The sequence below is a fragment of the Niallia sp. 03133 genome (assembly GCF_052663225.1).
Map to the genome: position 1 here is coordinate 239,636 of NZ_JBQTCY010000005.1, position 23,379 is coordinate 263,014.

The following is a 23,379-nucleotide window of genomic DNA, read 5'->3' on the forward strand; positions in this document are numbered from 1 at the left end:
TTGCTTTGATGCTTTTTTGTCTAAGAAATAAAAAAGTTCAAATGGTCAGACAAATGTCGATCATTCGAACTTTTATACAACTATATTCTACTCCTACGTCTTTCTTTATTTAGAATGCTGCAATGTCCCATTCTTTACACCCATTGTTTTATCCAACCACTCAAAAATGCGGTAGTTAAAATATTGTAGGGCACCAAAATGACAATGTTCTTCTGCACCTTCTTCTTCTGTAAAAAGCAAATAGGTTTTAGGACATGTCAATGCATCATAAAGCTTTTGCGGCTGCCCTGCAAAGAAGTGATCGGCTTCTGCTTCACATACCAGCACAGGGCATTTAATTTTATCTGCGACTCCTTCTAATGTAACAAGCTCTGTTTTTTCAATAAGTTCGGTGATGGATTCCGCATTATACGTAAACATTCCATTTTCTATAGCCCAGCGGACGTTTGTACTTTTTTCCATTAGAAATTGTATAAAGTTGTTCATGTATTCAGGATCATCTAAATTTCCCTCTCTACCTTGATGCAGCTTGCGACCCATTCCACTAAACTGATTCTCAAATAATCCATCATTTGCAATGCATGCCGCCAATCGATGTTCAAATGCAGCTGCACGAGGTGCTAAACAGCCTCCAAGACTTATACCCATTAGAGCAATTCGACTTGAATCCACCTCAGGACGAGCAAACAAAAAATCCACTGCTGGTGTTACCACCTTCTCCCAATCATGCCTAAAGGGGATATTTTGCTCCCTTATAACTGCACCTTGGCCTGGGCCTTCAAAGACAAGGCTATTATATCCACGCTGCACTGCAGCAGATGCTACTTCAAAATATAATTCTTCCCCAGTAGAATCGAACCCTCCATGAACAAGCAGCGTAGGTCTTGGAGTATCATCTATTCTATAAAAATAACCAGGCAAATATGTCCCTTCATAAGGAATTTTCACTTCTTCCACCATTATATCCATTAAATTTATTGCATGGCAAAATGCACTTCTGCTTTTTCCCCATGTTTCCATAATTCGTGGGTCATGCCGATTCCCATGAAGAAAAAACTCTGCTGTTCTATAGTAATTTGAAGCTCTCATAAAAAACTCACGAGCACTTATCCGATTATTTCGCTCTAAACTGTCAACTGCTAAACCATGAATTCTCTCTGCTGTCTTGTACCATTCTTCATACCAGCTTTCAAAATCCCCTTCTTTTATCCGATAAGCAGTAGACAGACATTCACTGATATCTGCTCCACCGTATGGTGCATAGCTTAAAGTACGTAATAATTCAAAAGAAAAAGTGTGATCCTTAAAAATTAAATTCATAAACAAAACCTCTTTTCATATGTTAATTTTAACCTAAGTAAAAAATAACATATATATTTTTGTTTATCAATAAAAATATAAGTTAAATTTAACCTATATTTTTATTAACTTGATAAAAATCACAAAAAAATATATATTAATATGAACCTATATTTAGCAAGAGGAGTAATTTATATGAGTGCAAATCGTTATGCTATGCTTACTTTATTAGCGAGAGAACCGTTAAGCGGATATGATATTAAACAACAAATGAACAACCGAATGGGACCATTCTGGAAAATAGGAAGCAACCAAGTTTATCCTGAATTAGCAAAAATGGATAAAGAGGGATTAGTAAAAATTCAAGGTGTAGAACAGCATGACTATCGGCCCGCACGAAAAGTCTATGAAATCACAGAAGTTGGCAAAGAAAAATTAATAGAGTGGACAATGGCCCCGTCAGAACCTCAACAAATGAAAGATGAATTTTTACTTAAAGCATATAATTCATGGCTGATAGAACCGGAGGATATGAAAAAAAGGCTGGTCGAAAGAAAAAAAATGCATGAAGAAAAGTTATCAGTCTATTTAGATAAAGCAGCTGAATTAAAAGGGATGCAAGATCCAGCCAATCCAAAGGACCCCATTACTTCCAGCATTGCTGTTGTGGAATTTGGCATTCAATATGAGCGCTTATATATTGAATGGTGTGAAAAATTTATTCATTCATGTTAAAAAAAGGATTAATGACTGCTATTCAGCTGGCATTAATCCTTTTTTTTATGAAGTGTTTCCGACCAGTTTTATACATAAATAGTAAAAACTTTGACATACTGATAAAAATGATGTACATTACCAAAGGGTCGAACATTTTTATATAAAAAGTTTTTAATATTCGTGTTTAGGGGTGTAATACATGGAAAATGTATTTGATTATGAAGATATTCAATTAATTCCTGCAAAATGCATTGTTAATAGTCGTTCTGAATGTGATACAAAAGTAACATTAGGAGCTCATACATTTAAATTGCCTGTTGTACCTGCAAATATGCAAACAATTATAGATGAAAAGATCGCTGTTTATTTAGCGGAAAATGGCTACTTTTATATTATGCATCGCTTTTATCCTGAACAAAGGGTCTCTTTTATTCAAGATATGCAATCAAGAGGGTTAATTGTATCTATAAGTGTCGGCGTTAAAGAAGATGAGTACGGATTTATCGATCAATTAGCAGCTGAGAATCTTATTCCAGATTATATTACAATCGATATCGCACATGGACATTCCAATGCTGTGATTGAAATGATTAAACATATAAAAAAACATCTTCCAAAAAGTTTTGTTATCGCAGGAAATGTTGGCACGCCAGAAGCAGTAAGAGAATTAGAAAATGCTGGTGCAGATGCAACAAAAGTGGGCATTGGACCAGGGAAAGTTTGTATTACCAAGATTAAAACAGGATTTGGAACTGGTGGTTGGCAATTAGCCGCTCTTCGTTGGTGTTCCAAAGCAGCAAGCAAACCAATTATTGCAGACGGAGGGATTCGCACTAATGGAGATATTGCCAAATCTGTTCGATTTGGTGCCTCGATGGTCATGATTGGCTCCTTATTTGCAGGTCATGAGGAATCACCAGGAGAAACATTTGAAAAAGAAGGAAAGCTCTTCAAAGAATATTTTGGCTCCGCTTCTGAATTCCAAAAAGGGGAAAAGAAAAATGTGGAAGGCAAAAAAATGTTTGTTGAACACAAAGGTTCTCTCCAAGATACATTGACAGAAATGGAGCAAGATCTTCAATCCTCAATCTCTTATGCTGGCGGAAACAAACTGGAATCCATCCGCAATGTAGATTATGTTGTTGTAAAAAACTCCATCTTTAATGGCGACAAAGTTTATTAAAAGCAAAGCAAATACAGCAGCTTATCTCAAAGGATGAGCAAGCAATTCTCACTAATGCTTGCTCATCCTTTATTCAGTAAAATTCACATAATATTCAAAATATTAACACGTTTTGATAGTGACACGTTCTGTTATACCTTGTATAATACGAATAATTCCTTAAATTACCCCTCGTCCTCGGGTAAACTATTATTTTTTTCTCGTTTCGCAAATTAAATAGAAAGCAGGTTGATTTGTTTTATGAAAAATTATTCTTATTGTTTATGCGGCAGCGGAAAACCACAAGAAATTTGCTGCGAAAATACCTCCCAAACTAAAGTTATACTTCATCCGATTGAAAATCCATTAGATCGTAAAAAATTCTTAAAGAAAATAGAAATTAGTTCTCATTTTAATATGCGGTTTCGAGCTCTATTTGAATTTTATGGAGATGATTTAATTGATTATAAGCGTGAGTATTTGTCGGATCCAGACTGTAATGAGTTTCTCCGTATTTTCTCCAAGTACATGACTGATTATTTAGAAGACAAGGTTCCATCCTCTTGGGAAACCTGCAAATCCCCCTTTTGGGAAAAGCTGATTTATCTCTACTTCCCTCTTTCTATCAAACTATCTCCAGAAAAAAAAGAAACAGAAAAATTTCTGATGGAATTAAAAAAATTTTGCTTCTGGCTTGATTTCCGTGCAAATACTTCCTTTTTTAAGACAATAAGCAACTATAAAGACGCATTAAACGATCTGATAGGTTGCGAACAATTGCTAAACGCCCTTTTCCAAATCAACTTCCCTAAAATCCATCAAGAGGGTTGGGATATTAATAAAGACTTAGATAAAATGGAAGAAGAATTTTGCGAATTTGCCAATACAGAAGAAAGTTTATTTGAAATAACTAGCATCATTGGAGACACAGTTGTTTTAACTGATCTCGGTTCAAATCGAATGTATAATACAAAAGGGCTGCCTCTTCATGTAACAGCACCTGGATTGATTTTACACGGTACGATTGGAAGAAAACCGGATGATTTGTTTTGGAGCTTACATGAAGCAGATGGGGTCTATCCACATAAAGCGAAAAGATACTTCCTTTTTGAATAAGAAACTATAGATGTCCAAGCGTCCTGCTTATTTCGTATGAAAAAACATGTTCTTATTAAAAACTCAAACTTCGCAAAGAGAGTGATGAAGAGACAGCTTGTTATAACAAGGTATTACTACAAAACAATAGTAGAGTTAATTTTTTCTATTTGGGTATTTTTTCAAACTTTATTGCTTTTAAATAGGGTGGTTGCTTTCGCTGTACCAGGTAAAAACAACCATCTTTTAGAAGACAGACTCAGGTTTCATCTGTTGGTAGATTAACGTTGAAAGATGATATTTTAAAAGCAACATTCCTTTTCTATTGCTCCAAACCAAGTTGTCTCAAGGCGTGAAAAGGAATTTATAAAGTGAACCTTTCCATCAGTGGGGGTTTTCTTCATCCCCCACTGATGGTTAGTTGAACTTATCGGACCTTTACGGGCAAGTTTCAACACCTAGCTTCCTCGATTTCTCAGCATCCCCGAGGTGGGGGTCTTACTGTCCGTTAAGAGTGGGATAACTGCGAACTTTGAGTTAAAAAGAATACTACTACTTTCACCGTTCAAAAATTGTTAAAAAATGGTCACATTTAGTTAGAAGAATCCACATTATTAGCGTTTACTATTAGGATATACCTTATTGTGAAAGAGGGATGATGTTTAATGGTTAAATTTACAATAGTGGAAAAAAGCACTTGTATTGCTTGCGCAGCATGCGGTGCAATTGCCCCAGACATCTTTGATTTTGATGATGATGGAATTGCGGAAGTACTGTTGGATAGCAATACTGGCACTGTAATAGTAGAGGAAGATATGCTCGAGGATTTAATGGAAGCTCAAGACAGCTGTCCAGCACAATCCATTAAAATAAAGGATAAGCCCTTCTTATAATTCACTATTCCAAAGGAATGCGGGGCATAATAAAGAATGTTTTTTTAATAAACTAGGGTATCTAATTATCATTCACTCGATTAATTAGATACCCTCATCTTCATTCCCAGTTTCATAGAGTTGATCCGCATTTCTGCCTCATTCTTGTGTATTTTTTCGTTAGTTGTTTTCGCTGAAAGCATCTTCCTCTTTCTTTTCATACACGATACTTGCTTTTATTTCCGGTACATCTAGCCGGCTGTGACCGTTTAGGCTAACATAAATTTGTTCAATTTCTTCTCCTGTAAGATCACCGCGTTTTAGCAATTCACCTGCAATTTTATGGACGAATTCCGACTGTTCTTTTACTAAGCCCTTCACTTGATCCATCTGATCTTTTAGAAGCTCATTTATCTTCGGCCGCAGCTGCTTTAAAGCATCGGTTTGTGATCCAATCGCAAGCCAGCTGAACAGCTCATCCCCCATCCCAACCATACCTAGATAAACCCCAGCAAGCTGTGTAGCTTGACGCAGGTCGGAGGTGACACCGTTTAATTTCTTCCCTAAAAACTCTTCTTCAACAGCACGGGCTGCTAAACAAACCTGAATCTCTGCCAAGATTTCACTATCGCTTCGATTATACCGCTCTTTTGTTGGTTTAGTAGCAGCAAGCCCCAGAGCCCCGCCTCTTCGAATAATAGTTACTTTCCAAACACGTTCGTGAGGCTTCAATAAATACTGTGCTACCGCATGGCCAGCCTCATGGTAGGCAACATTTCTTTTTTCATCATCACTCATGGATCGAAGCGGCTGTTTCAACCCCCATTCATATGTTTCCATAGCAGATCGGAAATCCTCATAGCTGGCATTTTGCGCCCCTCGCTGATGAGCAATTACAATCGACTCATTAACAATATGCTTAATTTGCGCCGGACTATAGCCTATGGTATCCAAAGCAGCGCTTTGTGGCGTAAGGGTGTCATCTCGCTGCACCTTTTTCAGATAATATTGAAAAATATCCACCCTACCATCATAATCTGGTGCATCGACCCAAAGCTTGCGGTCAAAACGACCTGGACGCAGCAAAGCTTGATCAAGAACATCAGGCAGGTTCGTTGCTGCAATAGTCAATACTGCCGGCCGTTCTGCCTGCTTGCGATGCAGACCAAGTAAACGGAAAAATTTTGCAATCTTTGAGTTATCAATATTAGGTGGATCCATTTGCAAAAGCAGTTCATTTAGAAGGCCAGTTCCTCCACCCATTCCAAACATTCCGCCACCGCCGCTGTTTGCCTGCCGCGACATTCCAATCGCATCTATTTCATCAATAAAAATAATACATGCACCATATACTTTAGCCAGTTTTCTCGCTTTTTTATAGAGACCCATTACTTTTAAATTTCCAACACCAAAAAACATGTTTTGAAAGCTTGGTGCTGAAGCATATGCAAATGGAACTTGCGCTTCATTTGCAATAACTTGAGCAAGATAAGATTTACCAGTTCCGGGAGGTCCGCATAAAAGCAATCCACGTATCGCCTCGCCGCCCATTTCCTTGAACTCCTTAACACCTCTAAGCAAGGTTACAATCCGATTTGCATTTTCGACAATCTCTGGATTCCCTCTGTAGTCATCCCAGGTAGAACCTGTTTCCCCAGGTAATATCCAATACGTTCGCCCCCGAGCCAAGAACCAAAAGAGAGCAACAAACTGAATAATGATAAACACAACCGCAAATAGCAATTGCATCAAAAGGCTGAGAATACTGAGACCAATATTCCAAGCTTTTGGACCGCCTGCCCAGAATGCTATTGCAATAACAGCAATGATTGCGAATCTAACAAGGAAAGTACGCCACTTGATCCAATGAAATTTCTTCATGATCTCACTCCCATTCTGTATATTTAATTATTTTTTATGTCAGATCATCTCAAGTGGTTACACATATCTACTTTAGATTTAGACCTGCTTTACACCCATTTGTTTATCCGCTCCACATGAAGCAAAATATTATTCCCCCTCCCTTTTGCTTTTATTGCTAAGAATCAACTCTCTATCTATTTCTGACCTGCGAATAATTATCCAACCCTTAAAAAGAACTCTCCATACATTAAGAAATAAAAATCATAAAAAACATACCTTAAAAGGTGAATATTTCTATTATTATGAATTTTATGCATGTTTTTATGCTAATATTGTCAACCATCTATGGTAAAAATAAAAAATTATCTGCTTTTTTATATTTTCATCAGCGGCTAAAAACAATTATTTCAAAACAGCATTTGCTTAATAAAGAGTTATTAAAAGGATGGCATATTTCTTATGGTTGTACATAATTATAGTATACTAGTATGAAAAACGTTAGCAAATAATCCTGTTAATCATGTAAAACAATTAATATTTGCTGCGGTCAAAGCTTCCTCTAAATCTCCCTCATCAAGCAAGTCCATTCCTTGAGCATGATTTGCCCAAACGCCAGCAAAATAATCTGCCTGCAATTCAAAACGAACAAGGTACTTATTAAATTCTTCTTCACTTAATTTGGACCGCAATGGCATAATTTTATCAGATGTACCTAAAAGGGTTTGTACGTGTGATGGCCAACTTCATGTGTAATAACATAAGCCATCGCAAAATCCCCAGACGCTTTAAATTCATCTTGAAGCTCTTGATAAAAGCTAAGGTCAATATAGAGTTTCTGATCTCCAGGACAATAAAATGGGCCAACGGATGAACCAGCTGCTCCACAGGCAGAATCAACACTTCCTGTGTATAAAACCAGAGTAGGATTTGTATATGTTAGCCCTTCTTTCTGAAATTCCTCCTTCCATACTTCTTCTGTATCTGCAAGCACAACGAATACAAATTGCGACAGCTCTTTCTCTTGTTCTGTTTCTTGATAGGGTGTACTGCTGTCTGAATCGGTCATTTGCAAGTTATTTTTAATAATTCACCTGGATTTCCGCCAAGCAAAGTAATAATAAGGACAATTACTAAACCAACTCCTCCACCGAGGACCCCTTTTCCGGCCATTCCCATGCCTCTGAGGTCTTCTACATTATAGCTTCCTTTCCTGCCTTTCCATTTCACCAGCAATCTCCTCCTGTATTTTTATGTATGAGCAGCAATGTACTAGCCTTATACCCTATGTTGATAGAATTTAGAATTAAAGGCCAAATAAACAGCCCTCTGTCTTCCCGACAAGGAGCTGTTTATTTTAAAAGATGCTTTCGCTATATTAAGAAACATCAACTATGAGTTCATTCATTCCGTTTCTTTCTTTCCCAATATGGTTGGAGCTGAACGATTGGCCGATTATTAAGTTGAATCGTACGATCAAAAAAATGGATGAAAAAACCTAAAAACATGAAGCTAATGAGCGTACCAATATTAATTCCATAAATTTTATTTTGCACAACCCCAAAAATGCCGCTTATGCAAAGTGGGAGGCCGAGACTTATGATTTCAGCATAGATGACATTTCCATTTAAGTATTTACGTCTTAAAATATTCAATAGATCATCACAAGGATGAAAGACAAGATCGACTCTTAAATAGATGGAAACAGCGGCACCAATCATCAGAATACCGGCAATACATAGAAATAATCGAAAAGAAAAATGGTGAAATTCAACGTTTCTCATGGATAATAACCACAAATCAATGATATAGCCAAAAGACATCAAATAAAGAAAATTATAAAGATCCTTAATTCGGTTAAATTTCCGTCGAAGCACATCATCTAAAATCAGTATGATGCTTCCAATTATTATAGTAGCACTCCCAACTGATATACCAAGACCTTTTGACACATTTAGGCTGGCAGCAGTCCAAGGTGCTGAACCTAATGCAACTTTTATGGTTAGTGCATTTCCGAGTGCATTCAGGATTATAGAAAAAACAAGCAAAATAACCCTTATACTTATTTTCATCTATCCATAACCTCCTTTCCTTGTATGTTTATATAATTTGCACTATATAAAATAATTAGACTCATTTACCCATATACAAACATGAAAAAAGAAAATCCCCCTTATTCATACTAGTCAGAATTATGCGCCATTCATTTAAAATACTACTTTGCCTATAATTTTTGTTACTGCACTTGAAGATAAAAACAAGTTGGCAGATGCATTAGATATTGGCGGGACAGACTATATAACAAAACTGCTTAATAAGGTGGATATTTTTGCCAGTACCCGTGTTGCATTACATTTAAAAGCTGAGTTAGACTGGCATATTTTATGCAAAACCAACCTAATTAATTCTCTATTAAAAAAGCAGGATTCCATATAAAGAATCCCGCTTTCTAAGTTAACGAATTTTTTGATAGATCCTTTCATCCCCAACTAACTCTTTATAGTTAGGCGCTGCATCTACAAAACGAAGTGTTTCTTTATCTCCTAAACCAAGAAAACCATTTTTGCTTAAACTTTCATAGAATAGGTGCTGCACTTGGTTTTGCAATGCCGTCGTAAAATAAATGAGAACATTTCTGCAGATAATTACATGAAATTCATTAAATGATTGATCTGTGACAAGATTATGCTGAGCAAAAATAATATTTTTTAACAGATTCGAATGGAAATATGCATAATGATGATCTGTCTTGTAATATTCTGAAAATGCATGTGTTCCACCTGCAAGCATATAATTTTTTGTATATGCTTGCATTTTATGCAGAGGAAAAGCTCCTTGATTCGCTTTCTGTAAAACATGTTCATTCATATCTGTTGCATAAATAACTGTTTTATCCATTAACCCTTCTTCTTCTAGCAAAATAGCCATTGAAAATACTTCTTCGCCTGTAGCACATCCAGCATGCCATATCCGAATTTCCTTAAGATTCCGCAGCTGCGGAATTACTCTTTCTCTAAATGCTTTAAAAAAACTTGGGTTGCGAAACATTTCTGTAACATTAATGGAAAAATCATTTAAAACCTGTTCTAAAAAGGCTTCTTCATGGATAATTTTTTCGAGCAATCGAGAGATCGTTGGAATGCTGTCCATCTTCATTCGATAATAAATACGTCGAGAAATAGAGGATCGATTGTATTGGCGGAAATCAAACCCGGACAACCGATAGATTCCTTCCAGCAATAAGTCAATTTCTACACTGGCATGTTGACTTTCCTCTCTTTCATGCTCTACATCCAAGTATTGATTATCCATGACATTAGCCTCCTTGCTTTTGTAGCCACACGCGCAGAACATAATATAATTGATCTAAATCCAAAGGTTTACTGATATAATCTGATGCTCCTTCTTCTGCCTTTTTACTATAATTTAACTATATTAATAGTATAGTATTTAAAACGAAAAAGAAATATCAAGTACTTTTGTTAATATTTCACTTGTGATTCGGAATTTTTATATAAAAAAAGCCCAAGTGCAGACAGCATTTGAGCAGCTTATCAATCATTTTGCTCCTTTTTTGCCAACATATCTCTTTCATGCTGAAGAAGCCATTCTTTTCTCCATAAACCTCCTGCGTAGCCTGTAAGCTTTCCATTTGAACCAATAATACGATGACACGGAATGGCAATGCTTATTTTATTTTTTCCATTGGCACTTCCTACTGCTCTCATTGCTTTTTCCTTTAGAATAGAAACAGCTATATCTTTATACGAACCTGTTTTTGCGTATGGAATTTCTGTTAATGCCTGCCATACACTTTTTTGAAATTCCGTCCCTTCCAGGATATAAGGAAACGTAAATTCATAACGATTCCCCTGAAAATACTCATCCAACTCCCGATAGCAATCCATTAAAACGTTAGGAATATCTTCTCCTGGAAGATGGAATACCGCCTCCTTTTCAGAAAATAAAATAGAGAAAACGGCTTCCTCTGTACCCATGACTTCTATAATGCCAATCGGAGAGTGATAATCTATGGCATAAATTTTACTCATATAATGACCTCCACATTTAGAAGGTGGCATATGCTTGCCAGCCTTCCCATTTCAACGATAATTCTTTGATTTCTTCTAAAGTAGGTTTACTTTTAAGATCCAATTGAAGCTTTATTGCATGATGAAGACCAACATCCGCTATCGGAAATGCTTGTGGATAGTGGAAGCATTTCATCAGCACATAATCTGCAGACCATGCTCCTATTCCTTTTATATTCAATAAAACTTGTTTGATTTGATCATAGTCGCATTTTTGAAGTAGCAGTTCTCTCGTATACTCACCGTTTTTCATCGCTTTAGCGACTCCTATTATATATTCAGCCTTTTTAGAAGTAAATTGGAGCTTCCTTAAGTCTTCCACATCTAGAGTCGCTATTATTTTATATGCTGGATATAGCCAATATCTTTCTTCCTCATATATAAGCGATTCTCCAAAATGTTCAATAAAACGCTTCTTTAGCGTATAAGCAAACTTTAAATTGATTTGTTGTCCTATTATAGCCCATGTTAACGGTTCAAATGAATCTGGAATACATATAACCCGTAAACCTTTATACTTTTCTGCAAGGTTATTCAATACTCTATCCTTGCTAGCCACCTTATAAAAATTCTCTAAATCTTGATCGAAATCAAACCATTCTCCTATGTAGTTTGCAATTAGCCCTCGGTATTTTTCAGAAGGACTTCCTATTGGAAATTCTACATAAATGGAAGATAGAGCATTCTGAATTTTTAATAAAATAGGTTCTCCACTTACTTCAACCAGCTTGTATAAACATCCACCTTTTATCTGTGCAGCAGCTCTTGATCGATCCATTTCACGTTGCAGGTTCTTCTCTTTTAAGGATTCGATATTCACTAGGTGAACAATTTTTCGAGCGGCGAAACACCTTGTAAAAATTGGAAGGACTTTGAAAGCCAACCTCATAACAAATTTCAAGATTAGTTCTATTCGTAGTTGCAAGAAGATATGCTGCTTTATCTACTCTGATTTTCTCTAAATAAGTACGTGGAGTTTCTGCTGTCTCCTGTTTGAATAGTCGCTCCAAATAATAAGTACTCAACCCGACATGGTTGGCAATATCCTTTAACTCTATCTTTTGTTTATATTGTTGGAGTAAAAAGGCAATTACATGTCTCACCGTTCCAATATGCGGCGAATGCTCTACTTCTGGCTGGCACCTTTTACAAGGTCGAAACCCAGCTTTTTCTACTTCTTCTATATCATAAAAAAACTCCACATTTATTTTTTTCGGCTTCCTTGATCGACAAGAAGGACGACAGTAAATCTTGGTGGTTTTCACCGCCGTGAAAAATAACCCGTCATATTTACGATCACCAGCAATGATTTTCTCCCACATTTCATCAAAAGAAAGATTTATCGCAGCCATTTTTTCCCTTCCGCTCCATTCCGTTTTCCATGTTTCCTTATCCTTATTCCTTTTTCATACTTCTAAAGAAATCTTACCACAACGTTTAATTGATCTCATTGTAACAAGGATTCCACATCCAATTCGTCCTCATTCTTGCTCTTATGGTCTGAAGATAAGAAAAGGATAATTACCCTTGAAGAAATGAGCAGAACGTGATCATGGGGAAAAGTGAAAGCTTCCTTTCAGATTATTAGCTTAAAAATATATGGATACAGGAAATAAGGTAAAACCATAAAACGATAAATTTTCTCCATAAATCTCCCTTTTTGTCATAAATTATAATATTATAGTACTAGAGAAGAGAAAAAACTAGAACTTTTTTAGTACTTTTATCATAATAATTATTCTTTCCTTTTCTCTCTCTCTATACTAAAAGAGGAGTGGATTTTGAAATGAAAGCTGTTTTAAAAAATCAAGGTGGGTTAAGAAAAGAAGTTAAGGTTGGTTTTAGTTGGACAACATTCTTCTTCGGTTTTTTCCCTGCATTGTTTCGTGGTGATTTAAAATGGGCTGTTATCATGCTTGTTATTGAGGCAATACTCGGCTCATTTACTTTAGGTATAGGGGCATGGATAAGCGGGATTGTATTTGCCTTTGTTTACAACAAAATATACATAAAAGAATTAATCGAAAAAGGCTATCAACCTGCAAATGATGATTCAAGAGCTTTGTTAGAAAATAATCAAATCATTTCTAAAACTGCATAAGACAAATGGCTGACGCAAAGGTTTAAAAATCCTTTTGATGTCAGCTTTTTTTCTGCGTTATAAACTTGTTTTTGATAAAAAAGGAATAAAATTAAATTTCAACCATTAAAATTGTGTATATAGTGATTTTATTTTATCCCACTCTTAACGGGCAGTAAAACCCCCACCTCGGGGATGCTGAGAAATCGAGGACGCTAGATGTTGAAACTTGCCCGTAAAGATCCGATAAGTTTAACTAACCATCAGTGGGGGATGAACAAAACCCCCACTGATGGAAGGTTCACTTTATAGTATAGATGTTAAATTATTGAAATGAGGGGGATGTACGAATGAACTTGAAAACGTTTCCACCTATTCAAGGCAATTATAACCTGGAAAACTACGAAGAGATGTACCAACATTTCCATTGGAAACAAGCGGAACAAAATTTTTCATGGCATCATACCGGGAAGGTCAATTTAGCATATGAAGCGATTGATCGGCACGCTGAAAGTCCTACAAAGGATAAAGCGGCCCTCTACTATCTCAGTAATACGAGAAGCGAAAAATATTCATTTGAAGATTTAAAAAAATTAACCAATAAAGCAGGAAATGTATTAAAGGAAAAAGGCAAAGTAGAAAAAGGGGATCGGGTATTTATCTTTATGCCTCGTTCTCCTGAATTATATTTTGCACTGCTTGGCGCCATTAAACTAGGGGCAATTGTCGGTCCCTTATTTGAAGCCTTTATGGAAGGTGCGGTAAAAGACCGTCTGCAAGACAGCGGAGCAAAAGTATTAATTACCACAGCCGATTTGGTGGAGCGTGTTCCGATCAAGGAATTGCCGGCACTAGAAACAATTTTTATTGTTGGCGAAAATGTCGAAGAGAAGGGAAAAATTGCAGATTTTCATAAATATTTTCTGTATGCTTCTGAGCAGTTGGAAATAGAATGGGTAAATCGAGATGATGGATTAATTCTCCACTATACTTCTGGATCAACCGGCAAACCTAAAGGTGTTTTGCATGTTCATAACGCCATGATCCAGCATTATCAAACAGCAAAATGGGTGTTGGATTTAAAAGAAAATGATATTTATTGGTGTACAGCAGACCCGGGATGGGTTACTGGCACTTCTTATGGAATTTTTGGTCCTTGGTTAACAGGGACAACAAATATTGTTGTTGGCGGGCGTTTTAGTCCGGATGCTTGGTATAAGACGATTGAAACATTTGGCGTAACGGTTTGGTATAGCGCGCCAACATCCTTTCGAATGTTAATGGCGGCAGGAGAAGAGGCAGTTCAAAAGTACAGTCTATCCTCTTTGCGCCATATTTTAAGTGTAGGGGAGCCGTTAAATCCTGAAGTCATTCGCTGGGGAAATGATGTTTTTCTGAAGCGGATACATGATACATGGTGGATGACAGAAACAGGGGCACAGCTGATTTGCAATTACCCTTGTATGGAAATGAAGCTGGGATCCATGGGAAAACCAATTCCAGGTGTAGAAGCAGCCATACTGGACGACCAAGGAAATATCCTTCCACCTAATCAGATGGGCAATTTGGCTATTAAAAAAGGCTGGCCTTCCATGATGGATACCATATGGAACAACCATGAAAAGTACGCAAGCTATTTTCCTTTTAAAAACTGGTATGTTTCAGGGGACTCAGCTTATATCGATGAAGATGGCTATTTCTGGTTCCAAGGTCGTGTGGATGATGTCATTATGACGGCAGGGGAACGAATTGGGCCATTTGAAGTGGAAAGCAAGTTAATTGAATTTCCAGCAGTTGCCGAAGCTGGAGTAATCGGAAAGCCAGATCCCATTAGAGGAGAAATTATTAAAGCCTTTGTTTCTTTGGTTGATGGCTATACAGAATCAGAAGCATTAAAAGAAGAAATCCGCCAATTTGTGAAAACAGGATTAGCTGCACATGCCGCTCCAAGAGAAATAGAATTTTGTGATAAACTCCCGAGAACAAGAAGCGGCAAAATTATGCGCCGTGTGTTAAAAGCATGGGAGCTCGGATTGCCGACCGGAGATTTATCGACAATGGAAGAGTAGTAGAATACGACAAGGAACGATAAAAGACTGCTTGAAAGTTGAACGATTTCCAGCAGTCTCTTTTTGTTGTAGTCTTCCACCCTAACTTCCAAAAATAATTGGTTAGCCACTTTTTTAGCGTGGAAGTATCTATGTCTCTATTTGATTCTTATTTATAGAAATATCCTTCCAATTTTACCTTTATTCATTTAATCCAGAATCTGCATCAATGATTATATCCATTGGATGCCCATATTCCGTTAATTTCTCCATTTCGGGCCCTAAATACAGATCGGCCTGAAAATATCCGGTCGGAAGTTTCACATCTACGGTATATGTACCTGGTCCATAAACTTTTGTAACATTATCGCATACAGACTGAGCCTCATATGGATTGCTGTAATCTTGAGGTCCTGTTCCTTCAGGATAGGCATAGCTTGTAAAGCTTATCTCAACGGGGGAGGCCCCTTCAGGAATAGTAAACGTAGCTGTTCCCTTTTCAACATTGGATTGGAAATACTGATCAAACGGACGTTGTGGTTCTTCTGAGTCGTTTAATTCGATCGGTTCTTGTATAGTTACGGACTCACTCCACAACTCTCCTGTCCCTGGATGGTCAGGCCGTTGATAAGCCTTAAACATATAATTTCCAGCTTCAAGCTGATCTGGTGAGTAAGTTAACAGTTGTGTTTCACCTGGAGTTAATGGACTAACTTTCCCTTCTGCAACCACTTCTCCATCTTTAGGATTACCTTCTTTGGACCAGTAAACTTCATATTTGACTTCTCCCTGCATAGCCCTTGAGTCATAGCCATTTTTAATAGTCGCAGAGATGCCATTAGAGGTTACACCTGCAGTTATAAAAGATAATGAACTTTTATCCCATATTGATTGAACTTTTTGTCCCTTTTTTTGGTTATCTATTTGCTTTTGCTCTTGTTTTGCTGCTGCAGCCAAAGTGATATGTCCAGGTTGTACACATGAAATAGCCAGCAATGATACAGTTAGGATGCCTGTAGTTATTTTATATGCCTTTTTCAACATTCTCCCTCATTTCGTTCGTTTCAGAATTCAACACTTACTTCGTCTAATTGCTAGTTTAGTAGATAAAATGAAGAAAGAACTAACTTATTTGCTAGCCCCTTCTTCATTTTTTAGTCTTTTAACAATTTGGAAGCATCTTTCTTCATTTCAGGTAGTAAGCAACTTTACTTAGGCTCCCCTGAAAAATAAAGACCGCAGTCAGAATACACTTCGCTTTCCACGGGGCGGGCGCCGAGCCTCCTCGGAGCTTTGCTCCTGTGGAGTCTCGCAAATTTCCTTCCCAAAAACAACATTATCGTTTTAACAGAGTCTGCTTATAAAAGTTCTTTCCAGGATCTCCTGTATGGTAAACCTGAAATAATTACTCTAAAATTATTGTCGATGTTGCTGAGAGGGTGACTTGAATCTCCCCGTCATTACGCTTCACCTTCACTTTATCATTGGAAAATAATCTCTTGTTCCCTTTGACTGCTTGGCTCGGAACGGATACTGTGACTGTTTCCTTCGAAAGATTGTGCAAAACGAGCACGGAATCTTCCTGGTAATTTCGGGTAAAACCTATCACTCGGCTGTCGCCAGTCTGTATTTCCTTTAAGTCCCCTTTGGCTAAAGCCAAGGAAGATTGACGAACATGTATCAAATCTCGATAATGATTAAGCAAGGAATCCTTGTCTTTATCTTCTGATTCAACAGAAACAGCAGAGGTTCCCACGTTATAACGCGGCGCTTCCCAAGTTGTTTGGCCTTCGCCATCCCCTTGATACCAGCGGAACGGTTCACGTTTATACTCATCCGGCCCCTCACCAAGCATACCTATTTCTTCCCCATAGTAAATGTATGGATTACCTGGCATTGTCAGGAGTATTGATGCTGCCATTTTCGCTTTATCCATGTCCCCGTTCAGCACCGACATGGTCCGCGCTTGGTCATGGTTGGTCAAAAACGGTGCATCTATCGCTGATGTACTGAAACTTTGATAGAGATCAAGAGTGTTCATTTCAAAGAGACCTAATCCATTATCTACGCCGGATTTCACGGAATCTACAATTTTTCCAGCAAGGTCAAAATTAAAATTGGAGTTCAGTGCCTGATAGTACGGTGCAATGTTATTTGGACGATCCCAAACTTCTCCGACCAGGTAGGCATCCGGTTTCACTTGTTTTAAACCTTGACTGAATTCCTTTAATAAGGCAACGTTCTTATCTGTTTCGCCTGTATAAATATGCATGGCCGCATCCAGTCGGAATCCATCCGCACCTTGCTTCAGCCAAAACTGTCCAATATTGATGGCTTCTTCATGGACTTTTGGATTATCGTAGTTCAAGTCTGGCATTGCTTTATCAAACACAGCATAATAATAGTCTCCTGAACCAGGATAGCTTTCATACCAAACCTGCTGACCCCAAGGCCCTTTTTCGTTGATATCCGTATCCTTATCCGCCCAAATATAATAATTTCGATAGGAGCTGTTCTTATCTTTCACAGCTGCCTGGAACCACGGGTGCTGGCTGCTCGAATGATTCAGCGCAAGATCCAGGATGATCTTAAGTCCACGTTTATGTGCTTCATCGGCCATATGACGGAAGTCTTCAAGCGTTCCATATTGCGGATCGACATTATAGAAATCTGTCGTATCATACTTATGATAAGTTGGCGATGGATAGACGGGCATTAGCCAGACGGCGTTAACACCTAAATCTTTTTTGGTATGGCTATTTCCATCGTTTAAATAATCCAGCTTTTGGGCTACCCCATTAAGATCGCCATGGCCATCTTTATTGGAGTCATAGAAAGAGTTAACGAAAAGCTCATAATAGACTCCAAGATTATCATTTGAATCATTAGGTGGCTGTCCTTTTGCAAACACTTCAGGCGAACTGCTGAACAGCAAGCCCAACGTTAGAACGAGAGAAAGTCTTTTTTTCATCCTTTTATACCTCTACTCTTATTTAATTTGCAGTTTTCCATCCATATCAACCGGTATTTTCACATATAGCATTGCAGTATCTTGATCGAAATAATAGCTGTTTTCCTTTAGGGAATCCAGACTGTCCGCTTTAACATACTCTTGATTACGTGCTTTGATTTTCTTTGGTTCTTCTGCTTGATGCAATTTCAGCGTGTACGTTTGAATCGCTGAATCATATTGTTGAACCTCTTTGTTTTGTTCAAAGTCAATATGATTTCCCTTCTTAGCGATATGGAAGTTGGTTACATTGGACTCACCATTATTGTGGTCAAGCGTTTTACCATCGTCTTCATAGAAGCTGTAAGATGCTTCATTATCCAAATAAGTATCAAGTGTAAGGTTTGTCAGCTTATTCTCGCCAGTGTACTGCTGTACTTCACGGGTCGGAATAATGGAGTCCTTTTTCACAAAAATCGGCATATAGTCTAAAGGAGCGTTAATGTTGATCGTTTGTCCGCCCTTGTACTCTTTGTGATCCCAAAAGTTCACCCAAGTTTCACCTTCAGGAAGGTATACATCGCGGGATGTTTTCCCTTCAGCAACAACAGGAGCAATCATCATGGAATCCCCAAACATAAACTGATCATCAATGTTGTAAGTACCTTTATCCTTTTGGTACTGATAAACAAGTGGCTGCTGAACAGGTTTCCCTGTTTTTGCTGCATCATGAAAAGCATTATACAGGTAAGGAAGCAACTGGTAGCGCATTTCAATATATTTTTTGCTGATATTTTCAACATCAGATCCAAATGACCATGGTTCCTGATGATAGCTGCGATCACTCCATTGATCATAGTGAATACGGGCAAATGGCAAGAATGCACCAAGCTCAATCCAGCGAGCAAATAGTTCAGGATTCGCCTTATTTCCAAAACCGCCAATATCATTTCCTACAAAGGCAGCTCCAGAAAGACCAAGATTCATATTCATCGGCAACGACATTTGCAAGTGTTCCCAATCACTCAGACTATCCCCAGTCCATACCGCGGCGTATCGCTGCGTTCCAGCAAACATATCACGAGTTAGGATAAACGGTCTTTCATTCGGTTTGCTAAGCTTCCAAGCATTGTATGTTGACTCATTTTCCAAGTGTCCATAATAATTATGGAATTCCGTATGAAGCACCTTTTTCCCCTGATCATCTTCTCCAAAAGAATCGTTCGGAAGCGTATGGAAGAATCCATCCCCATCATTGAATACAGCAGGTTCATTCATATCATTCCAAATACCATCAATACCTTCATTTAGAAGAGTGGAGGCAATATGACCCGCCCACCAATTACGTACATCACTTTTCAGAAAATTAGGAAATGCAGAATTCCCCGGCCAAACCGGACCAATATAAGGTGTTCCGTCCGCTTTTTTAACCCAAAAATCTTTAGCTGTTCCTTCATTGTATATGGAATATTGATCATCTTGTTTCACGCCTGGATCATTGATAGCCACGGTGTGAAAGCCTCCCATATTTTCGATTTGCTTAAACGCGTTTTTAAAAGGATCGCTCCACGTAAAAACTCTGTAGCCATTCATATAATCAATATCAAAGTTTAGTGTATCGAGCGGAATTTTTTTATCACGATAGGTTTTGGCAATCTCGGTCAGCTGTTCAGGTGTATAAGCCCATGCACTTTGCTGAAGACCTAATGCCCATTCCGGCGGAAGATTGATTTTACCAGTTAACTCTGTGTATTGATCCAACACATGGGAAATATCAGGACCATTCATAAAGTAGTAAGTTAATGGACCGCCATTTGCGTAAAAATAGTAGTAATCATCTGATTCGCTGGCCATTTCGTAATAAGAACGATAAGAGTTATCGAACAAAATACCATATGCTTTGCCATCTTTTAGACCCAAAAAGAAAGGAATGGAGGTATAAACATACTTTGTACTGTTATTATATCCATATGAATCCGAGTTCCACATTCCTAAGCTCTTTCCGCGTTTATTGAATGTGCTTCCTGTCTGCTCCCCGAATCCATAAAAATTCTCGTCTTTAGACGTTTTTTTGAATACGTATGGCTTTCCGTTCTCGTAACCGGATGTTGCATCGTTATTTAAGTAATCTTCATTGATAACTTGTCCTTTTTCATCAAGAACCTTAATGCCAAAAGGCTGTTCATTTACAACCACTGTGATTTTTTTTGATTTCAGGGTATATACTCCATCCTGTTCTGTCGCTGTGAACCTAGGAGTCTCCCAATCTTTTTTCTGAATGGCTGGTGAGTCTTTTTCATCCGTGCCTTCAGGGAGAACAGAAACTTTGATCATATCCTCTGATAACATGTGGATATAGCCATCATAGTTTCCTAAATCGAATTTCACACCGTCTTTGATTTTTTCTGTACCACTCACAGAAAGTTTCTGTAGATTATTCTTATTCAAAGGTGTATCGGGCTCCGGCTGAGCAGCGAAAGCTGATGTTAAAACAGTCGATAACCCAATGATTAAAGCAAACAAAAGAGATACGATAACTTTAATTTTTGGTTTTATAATGGACAATGATAAATACCTCCAACGAAATAGATTAGAAAAATGTTTATGCTCATAGTTGAACATTATAATTCTTGTTACATTGGTTTTTTGAACATATTTCACCAGTACAAATGATGAAACTGCACATTTTTTGCATATTGAAATCCTCAAATTTTAATCAGGTAATCTACTTTTTACAACATAATATAAAGAACTGTCAGGCACTCAAAATTCAAAACTGCACTTATTTTATATTTTGTTTGTCATCTCTCCTCTCTTTTAATCCAAAGGGCACCGGTTTACCTTGGTCTTGTTATTAAATTAGCAATATATGGTTCATACAACAATCGGGAGAAATTCCTATGTCCAATTGAATACGTTTTCATTTTTTTAGATTGCTAGCAAATTAGTTTTCAATAATAGCCTTAACATAACGGAAGACATTGATTTCTGCTTATTTTTATTCTACCCTTTCTATATGGCAGACTATTTCTAGTTCTTTACAAATTGAAAAGATAATTTTAGAAATATAGACCTAGAGTACTATAGGACTTTGCTCTTTGTTTATATTCGTTAGAAATGTCACCCTTTTTCTTATCACTTTTCCCTTAAAATAAGACACTAAAAAAAGTTTTATATTCCAGATTAAGGTTTTTTTTAAAAATAATGGATTTATATCATTTATTTTTTGTGTTCTATTATGGTGCACTATTTTTCTTTTTTTGTTCAATATAAAACACTTTCACTTATAGTTTTAAAAAAAATGATATGTTAATTTTAAGAAATAGTATAAATAGACACATTATTGTAATGTTCAAATACCCTTTTGACCATTACAATAACAATAGAAATATTTGAATAAGGCGGGGTGTTATGGTAAGACAACGGTTATTGAGAAAAAGCTTTTCATCCAAGATTATCCTGGCCTTTCTGCTCGTATTTTTAATTCCGGCACTTTTTACTTGTTTGTCTTTCTACTGGGAGTCTAATTCTATCTTGAAGAAAAATGTGAGGGAATCAACCGTTCAAATTGCCAAACAAACGGCAGAGTCTCTCTCTTCCATTTTGAACGTTGGCATGGATTCCTCGGATTTTATCAGCAGCGATCCGAATATTCAGCAAGCTGCTTTACAATTGAAAAATACGCCGGCGTTTAAACAAAAAAAGAATTCCCAGTATATAAATACATTGTTAAACAATTATGTTTATTCCAACTCCTTCGTTAAAATTGTTTATGTTCTGAACGAAGAGGGCAATGGTTGGGGCAGCGGCTCCTTTTCCGAAATGAACCTAAAAAACATACATCTATACAGCCAAAATTGGATCCAAGCAGCCAAAAGAAAGGATGGATCATTGGTTTGGCAAGGAATTCAATATGATCCTTATAAAGGGGGCGGAGTGAATACAGAATTGGTTCTTCCCGTCAGCAGGGTCCTGAAAAATTTTGATACAATGAGTAATATCGGACTTGTCCAAGTTCACTTAGACGGAAGATCTATACTCAACACAATTGGTCAGATGAAACTCGGGAAGACCGGAAAATTTTTTGTTGTAGATACCGAGGGAAAAATAATGATAGATTCTAATCTTCGTGTAATCAACAAAAAGGTGGAAAATCCTGACCTATACAGGCTTGCTGTCCTAGAAGACACAGAAGAATTTGAATTTACTGTAAAAGGTGTTCCATACTACGGCGTTAAACAGCTTCTCAGCAACGGCTGGATACTTGTAGGCACTGTTCCGATGCTTGAAATCAGCGGACAGTTGGATCGTCTGCAATCCTGGATTTTATTTACTTCTGCAATTTTTTCCCTTCTTGCATTCGGCATCGGGCTCTTCTTTGCAAGAAGAGTGACTAAACCTATTAAACAATTAACCAGAAAAATGATGAGCGTGCAGCAAGGAGACTTAAGAGTAAGGACAGCTGTCCAATCTTCTGATGAAATTGGCTTCTTGGGCGAGCAATTTAACAAAATGCTTTATGAAATTGAGAATTTAATGAAACAGGTAGAAATGGAACAGTGTGAAAAATACCACGCGGAGCTTCGAGCTGTTATGCATCGAATCCAACCCCACTTTCTATATAACACACTCAGCACTCTTCGTTGGCTTATCGATTCAAAGCAGAACGACCGTGCTTCTCTCGTATTATCAGCGCTAAATCATCTACTAGAAGCAAATATGGGAAAAAGCGGAAGTGTTATAACACTTGGAGAGGAACTGAATATTATTCGAAAGTATTTGGTTATTTTAGAACTTCGCTATGAAAGAACATTTCACCTAAAACTCGATATGGAAGCAGGGATTGAACAGAGGCCTATTCCCCGCATGCTTCTGCAGCCTGTGGTGGAAAATGCTATATTTCATGGGATCGTACCAAAAAATATCGAAGGCGAAATCACCATTAGGATTCATTCCTTTCATGATGACGGATTAGAATTACTTATATCCGATAATGGTTTAGGAATGAATAAAGATAGGCTGCAGGAATTGAACAATCCAAAGACCGCTCTAGCGCATGGAAAAGTGGGAATTGGGCTGCGCCATATTTTTGATACGCTTCGACTATATTATGCAGATAGTTGGGATTGGAGTATAACGAGCAAACCTGAACAAGGCACGACTGTTCGAATTTTATTAAAAAAATTAGCGGACCAGGGGGATTAA

The 23,379-nt window shown here is 37.5% G+C and carries 18 protein-coding genes and 2 pseudogenes; 9 read left to right on the forward strand and 11 right to left on the reverse strand.

The window, feature by feature from the left end:
• Positions 1–105: 105 nt before the first annotated feature.
• A complete protein-coding gene (locus ACTYBU_RS09325; protein ID WP_445489125.1) occupies positions 106–1,320 on the reverse strand; it encodes an alpha/beta hydrolase family protein in 1,215 nt (404 codons plus the stop codon).
• A gap of 174 nt (positions 1,321–1,494) precedes the next feature.
• On the opposite strand from ACTYBU_RS09325, the gene ACTYBU_RS09330 reads away from it, so the two are divergent.
• The 4 genes from ACTYBU_RS09330 (at position 1,495) to ACTYBU_RS09345 (ending at position 5,166) form a co-directional block, all read left to right on the forward strand.
• A complete protein-coding gene (locus tag ACTYBU_RS09330) occupies positions 1,495–2,034 on the forward strand; it encodes a PadR family transcriptional regulator (protein ID WP_445489127.1) in 540 nt (179 codons plus the stop codon).
• Positions 2,035–2,215: 181 nt separating this feature from the next.
• The gene (guaC, locus tag ACTYBU_RS09335; RefSeq protein WP_445489129.1) at positions 2,216–3,199 is read left to right on the forward strand and encodes a GMP reductase; all 984 of its coding nucleotides are present in this window, start codon (positions 2,216–2,218) and stop codon (positions 3,197–3,199) included.
• 240 nt (positions 3,200–3,439) lie between these two features.
• Positions 3,440–4,294, forward strand: coding sequence for a hypothetical protein (locus tag ACTYBU_RS09340; protein ID WP_445489130.1), 855 nt, complete (start codon positions 3,440–3,442; stop codon positions 4,292–4,294).
• Between the two features lie 644 nt (positions 4,295–4,938).
• Positions 4,939–5,166, forward strand: a complete 228-nt coding sequence (locus tag ACTYBU_RS09345) for a 4Fe-4S domain-containing protein (protein WP_445489131.1) — start codon at positions 4,939–4,941, stop codon at positions 5,164–5,166.
• A gap of 159 nt (positions 5,167–5,325) precedes the next feature.
• Here the strand turns inward: ACTYBU_RS09345 and ACTYBU_RS09350 are convergent, their stop codons facing one another.
• Entirely contained in the window at positions 5,326–7,026 is a 1,701-nt protein-coding gene (locus ACTYBU_RS09350) for an AAA family ATPase (protein ID WP_445489133.1), read from the reverse strand.
• Positions 7,027–7,292: 266 nt separating this feature from the next.
• Here ACTYBU_RS09350 and ACTYBU_RS09355 point away from each other — a divergent pair, with 266 nt between their 5' ends.
• Positions 7,293–7,481, forward strand: coding sequence for a hypothetical protein (locus tag ACTYBU_RS09355; protein WP_445489134.1), 189 nt, complete (start codon positions 7,293–7,295; stop codon positions 7,479–7,481).
• Positions 7,482–7,544: 63 nt separating this feature from the next.
• Here the strand turns inward: ACTYBU_RS09355 and ypfJ are convergent.
• Positions 7,545–8,235, reverse strand: a pseudogene (ypfJ, locus tag ACTYBU_RS09360) (KPN_02809 family neutral zinc metallopeptidase); the annotation flags it as partial.
• Positions 8,236–8,405: 170 nt separating this feature from the next.
• Positions 8,406–9,077: a YczE/YyaS/YitT family protein gene (locus ACTYBU_RS09365; RefSeq protein ID WP_445489136.1), complete on the reverse strand. Its 672-nt coding sequence runs from the start codon at positions 9,075–9,077 to the stop codon at positions 8,406–8,408.
• A gap of 148 nt (positions 9,078–9,225) precedes the next feature.
• On the opposite strand from ACTYBU_RS09365, the pseudogene ACTYBU_RS09370 reads away from it, so the two are divergent.
• Positions 9,226–9,417 (forward strand): annotated as a pseudogene (locus ACTYBU_RS09370) (fused response regulator/phosphatase); the annotation flags it as partial.
• Between the two features lie 42 nt (positions 9,418–9,459).
• Here the strand turns inward: ACTYBU_RS09370 and ACTYBU_RS09375 are convergent.
• The 4 genes from ACTYBU_RS09375 to ACTYBU_RS09390 form a co-directional block, all read right to left on the reverse strand.
• Entirely contained in the window at positions 9,460–10,317 is an 858-nt protein-coding gene (locus tag ACTYBU_RS09375) for a CheR family methyltransferase (RefSeq protein ID WP_445489138.1), read from the reverse strand.
• A gap of 242 nt (positions 10,318–10,559) precedes the next feature.
• On the reverse strand, positions 10,560–11,057 hold the full coding sequence (locus ACTYBU_RS09380) for a methylated-DNA--[protein]-cysteine S-methyltransferase (RefSeq protein WP_445489140.1): 498 nt from the start codon (positions 11,055–11,057) through the stop codon (positions 10,560–10,562).
• Positions 11,058–11,073: 16 nt separating this feature from the next.
• On the reverse strand, positions 11,074–11,874 hold the full coding sequence (locus ACTYBU_RS09385) for a DNA-3-methyladenine glycosylase family protein (protein ID WP_445489141.1): 801 nt from the start codon (positions 11,872–11,874) through the stop codon (positions 11,074–11,076).
• A gap of 1 nt (position 11,875) precedes the next feature.
• Positions 11,876–12,448 carry a bifunctional transcriptional activator/DNA repair enzyme AdaA gene (locus ACTYBU_RS09390; protein ID WP_445489143.1) on the reverse strand — a complete coding sequence of 191 codons (573 nt, stop codon included), beginning with the start codon at positions 12,446–12,448 and terminating at the stop codon, positions 11,876–11,878.
• Between the two features lie 434 nt (positions 12,449–12,882).
• Here ACTYBU_RS09390 and ACTYBU_RS09395 point away from each other — a divergent pair, with 434 nt between their 5' ends.
• Entirely contained in the window at positions 12,883–13,197 is a 315-nt protein-coding gene (locus tag ACTYBU_RS09395; protein WP_445489145.1) for a DUF2628 domain-containing protein, read from the forward strand.
• A gap of 329 nt (positions 13,198–13,526) precedes the next feature.
• Positions 13,527–15,245, forward strand: a complete 1,719-nt coding sequence (gene acsA / locus ACTYBU_RS09400; protein ID WP_445489146.1) for an acetate--CoA ligase — start codon at positions 13,527–13,529, stop codon at positions 15,243–15,245.
• A 180-nt stretch (positions 15,246–15,425) separates the two neighbouring features.
• Here the strand turns inward: acsA and ACTYBU_RS09405 are convergent, their stop codons facing one another.
• From ACTYBU_RS09405 to ACTYBU_RS09415, 3 genes are all read right to left on the reverse strand, one after another.
• Entirely contained in the window at positions 15,426–16,265 is an 840-nt protein-coding gene (locus ACTYBU_RS09405) for a hypothetical protein (protein ID WP_445489148.1), read from the reverse strand.
• 364 nt (positions 16,266–16,629) lie between these two features.
• Positions 16,630–18,195 carry an alpha-amylase family glycosyl hydrolase gene (locus ACTYBU_RS09410; RefSeq protein ID WP_445489150.1) on the reverse strand — a complete coding sequence of 522 codons (1,566 nt, stop codon included), beginning with the start codon at positions 18,193–18,195 and terminating at the stop codon, positions 16,630–16,632.
• 18 nt (positions 18,196–18,213) lie between these two features.
• Positions 18,214–20,739, reverse strand: coding sequence for a glycoside hydrolase family 31 protein (locus ACTYBU_RS09415; RefSeq protein ID WP_445489152.1), 2,526 nt, complete (start codon positions 20,737–20,739; stop codon positions 18,214–18,216).
• Between the two features lie 969 nt (positions 20,740–21,708).
• Here ACTYBU_RS09415 and ACTYBU_RS09420 point away from each other — a divergent pair.
• Positions 21,709–23,379, forward strand: a complete 1,671-nt coding sequence (locus ACTYBU_RS09420; RefSeq protein ID WP_445489154.1) for a cache domain-containing sensor histidine kinase — start codon at positions 21,709–21,711, stop codon at positions 23,377–23,379.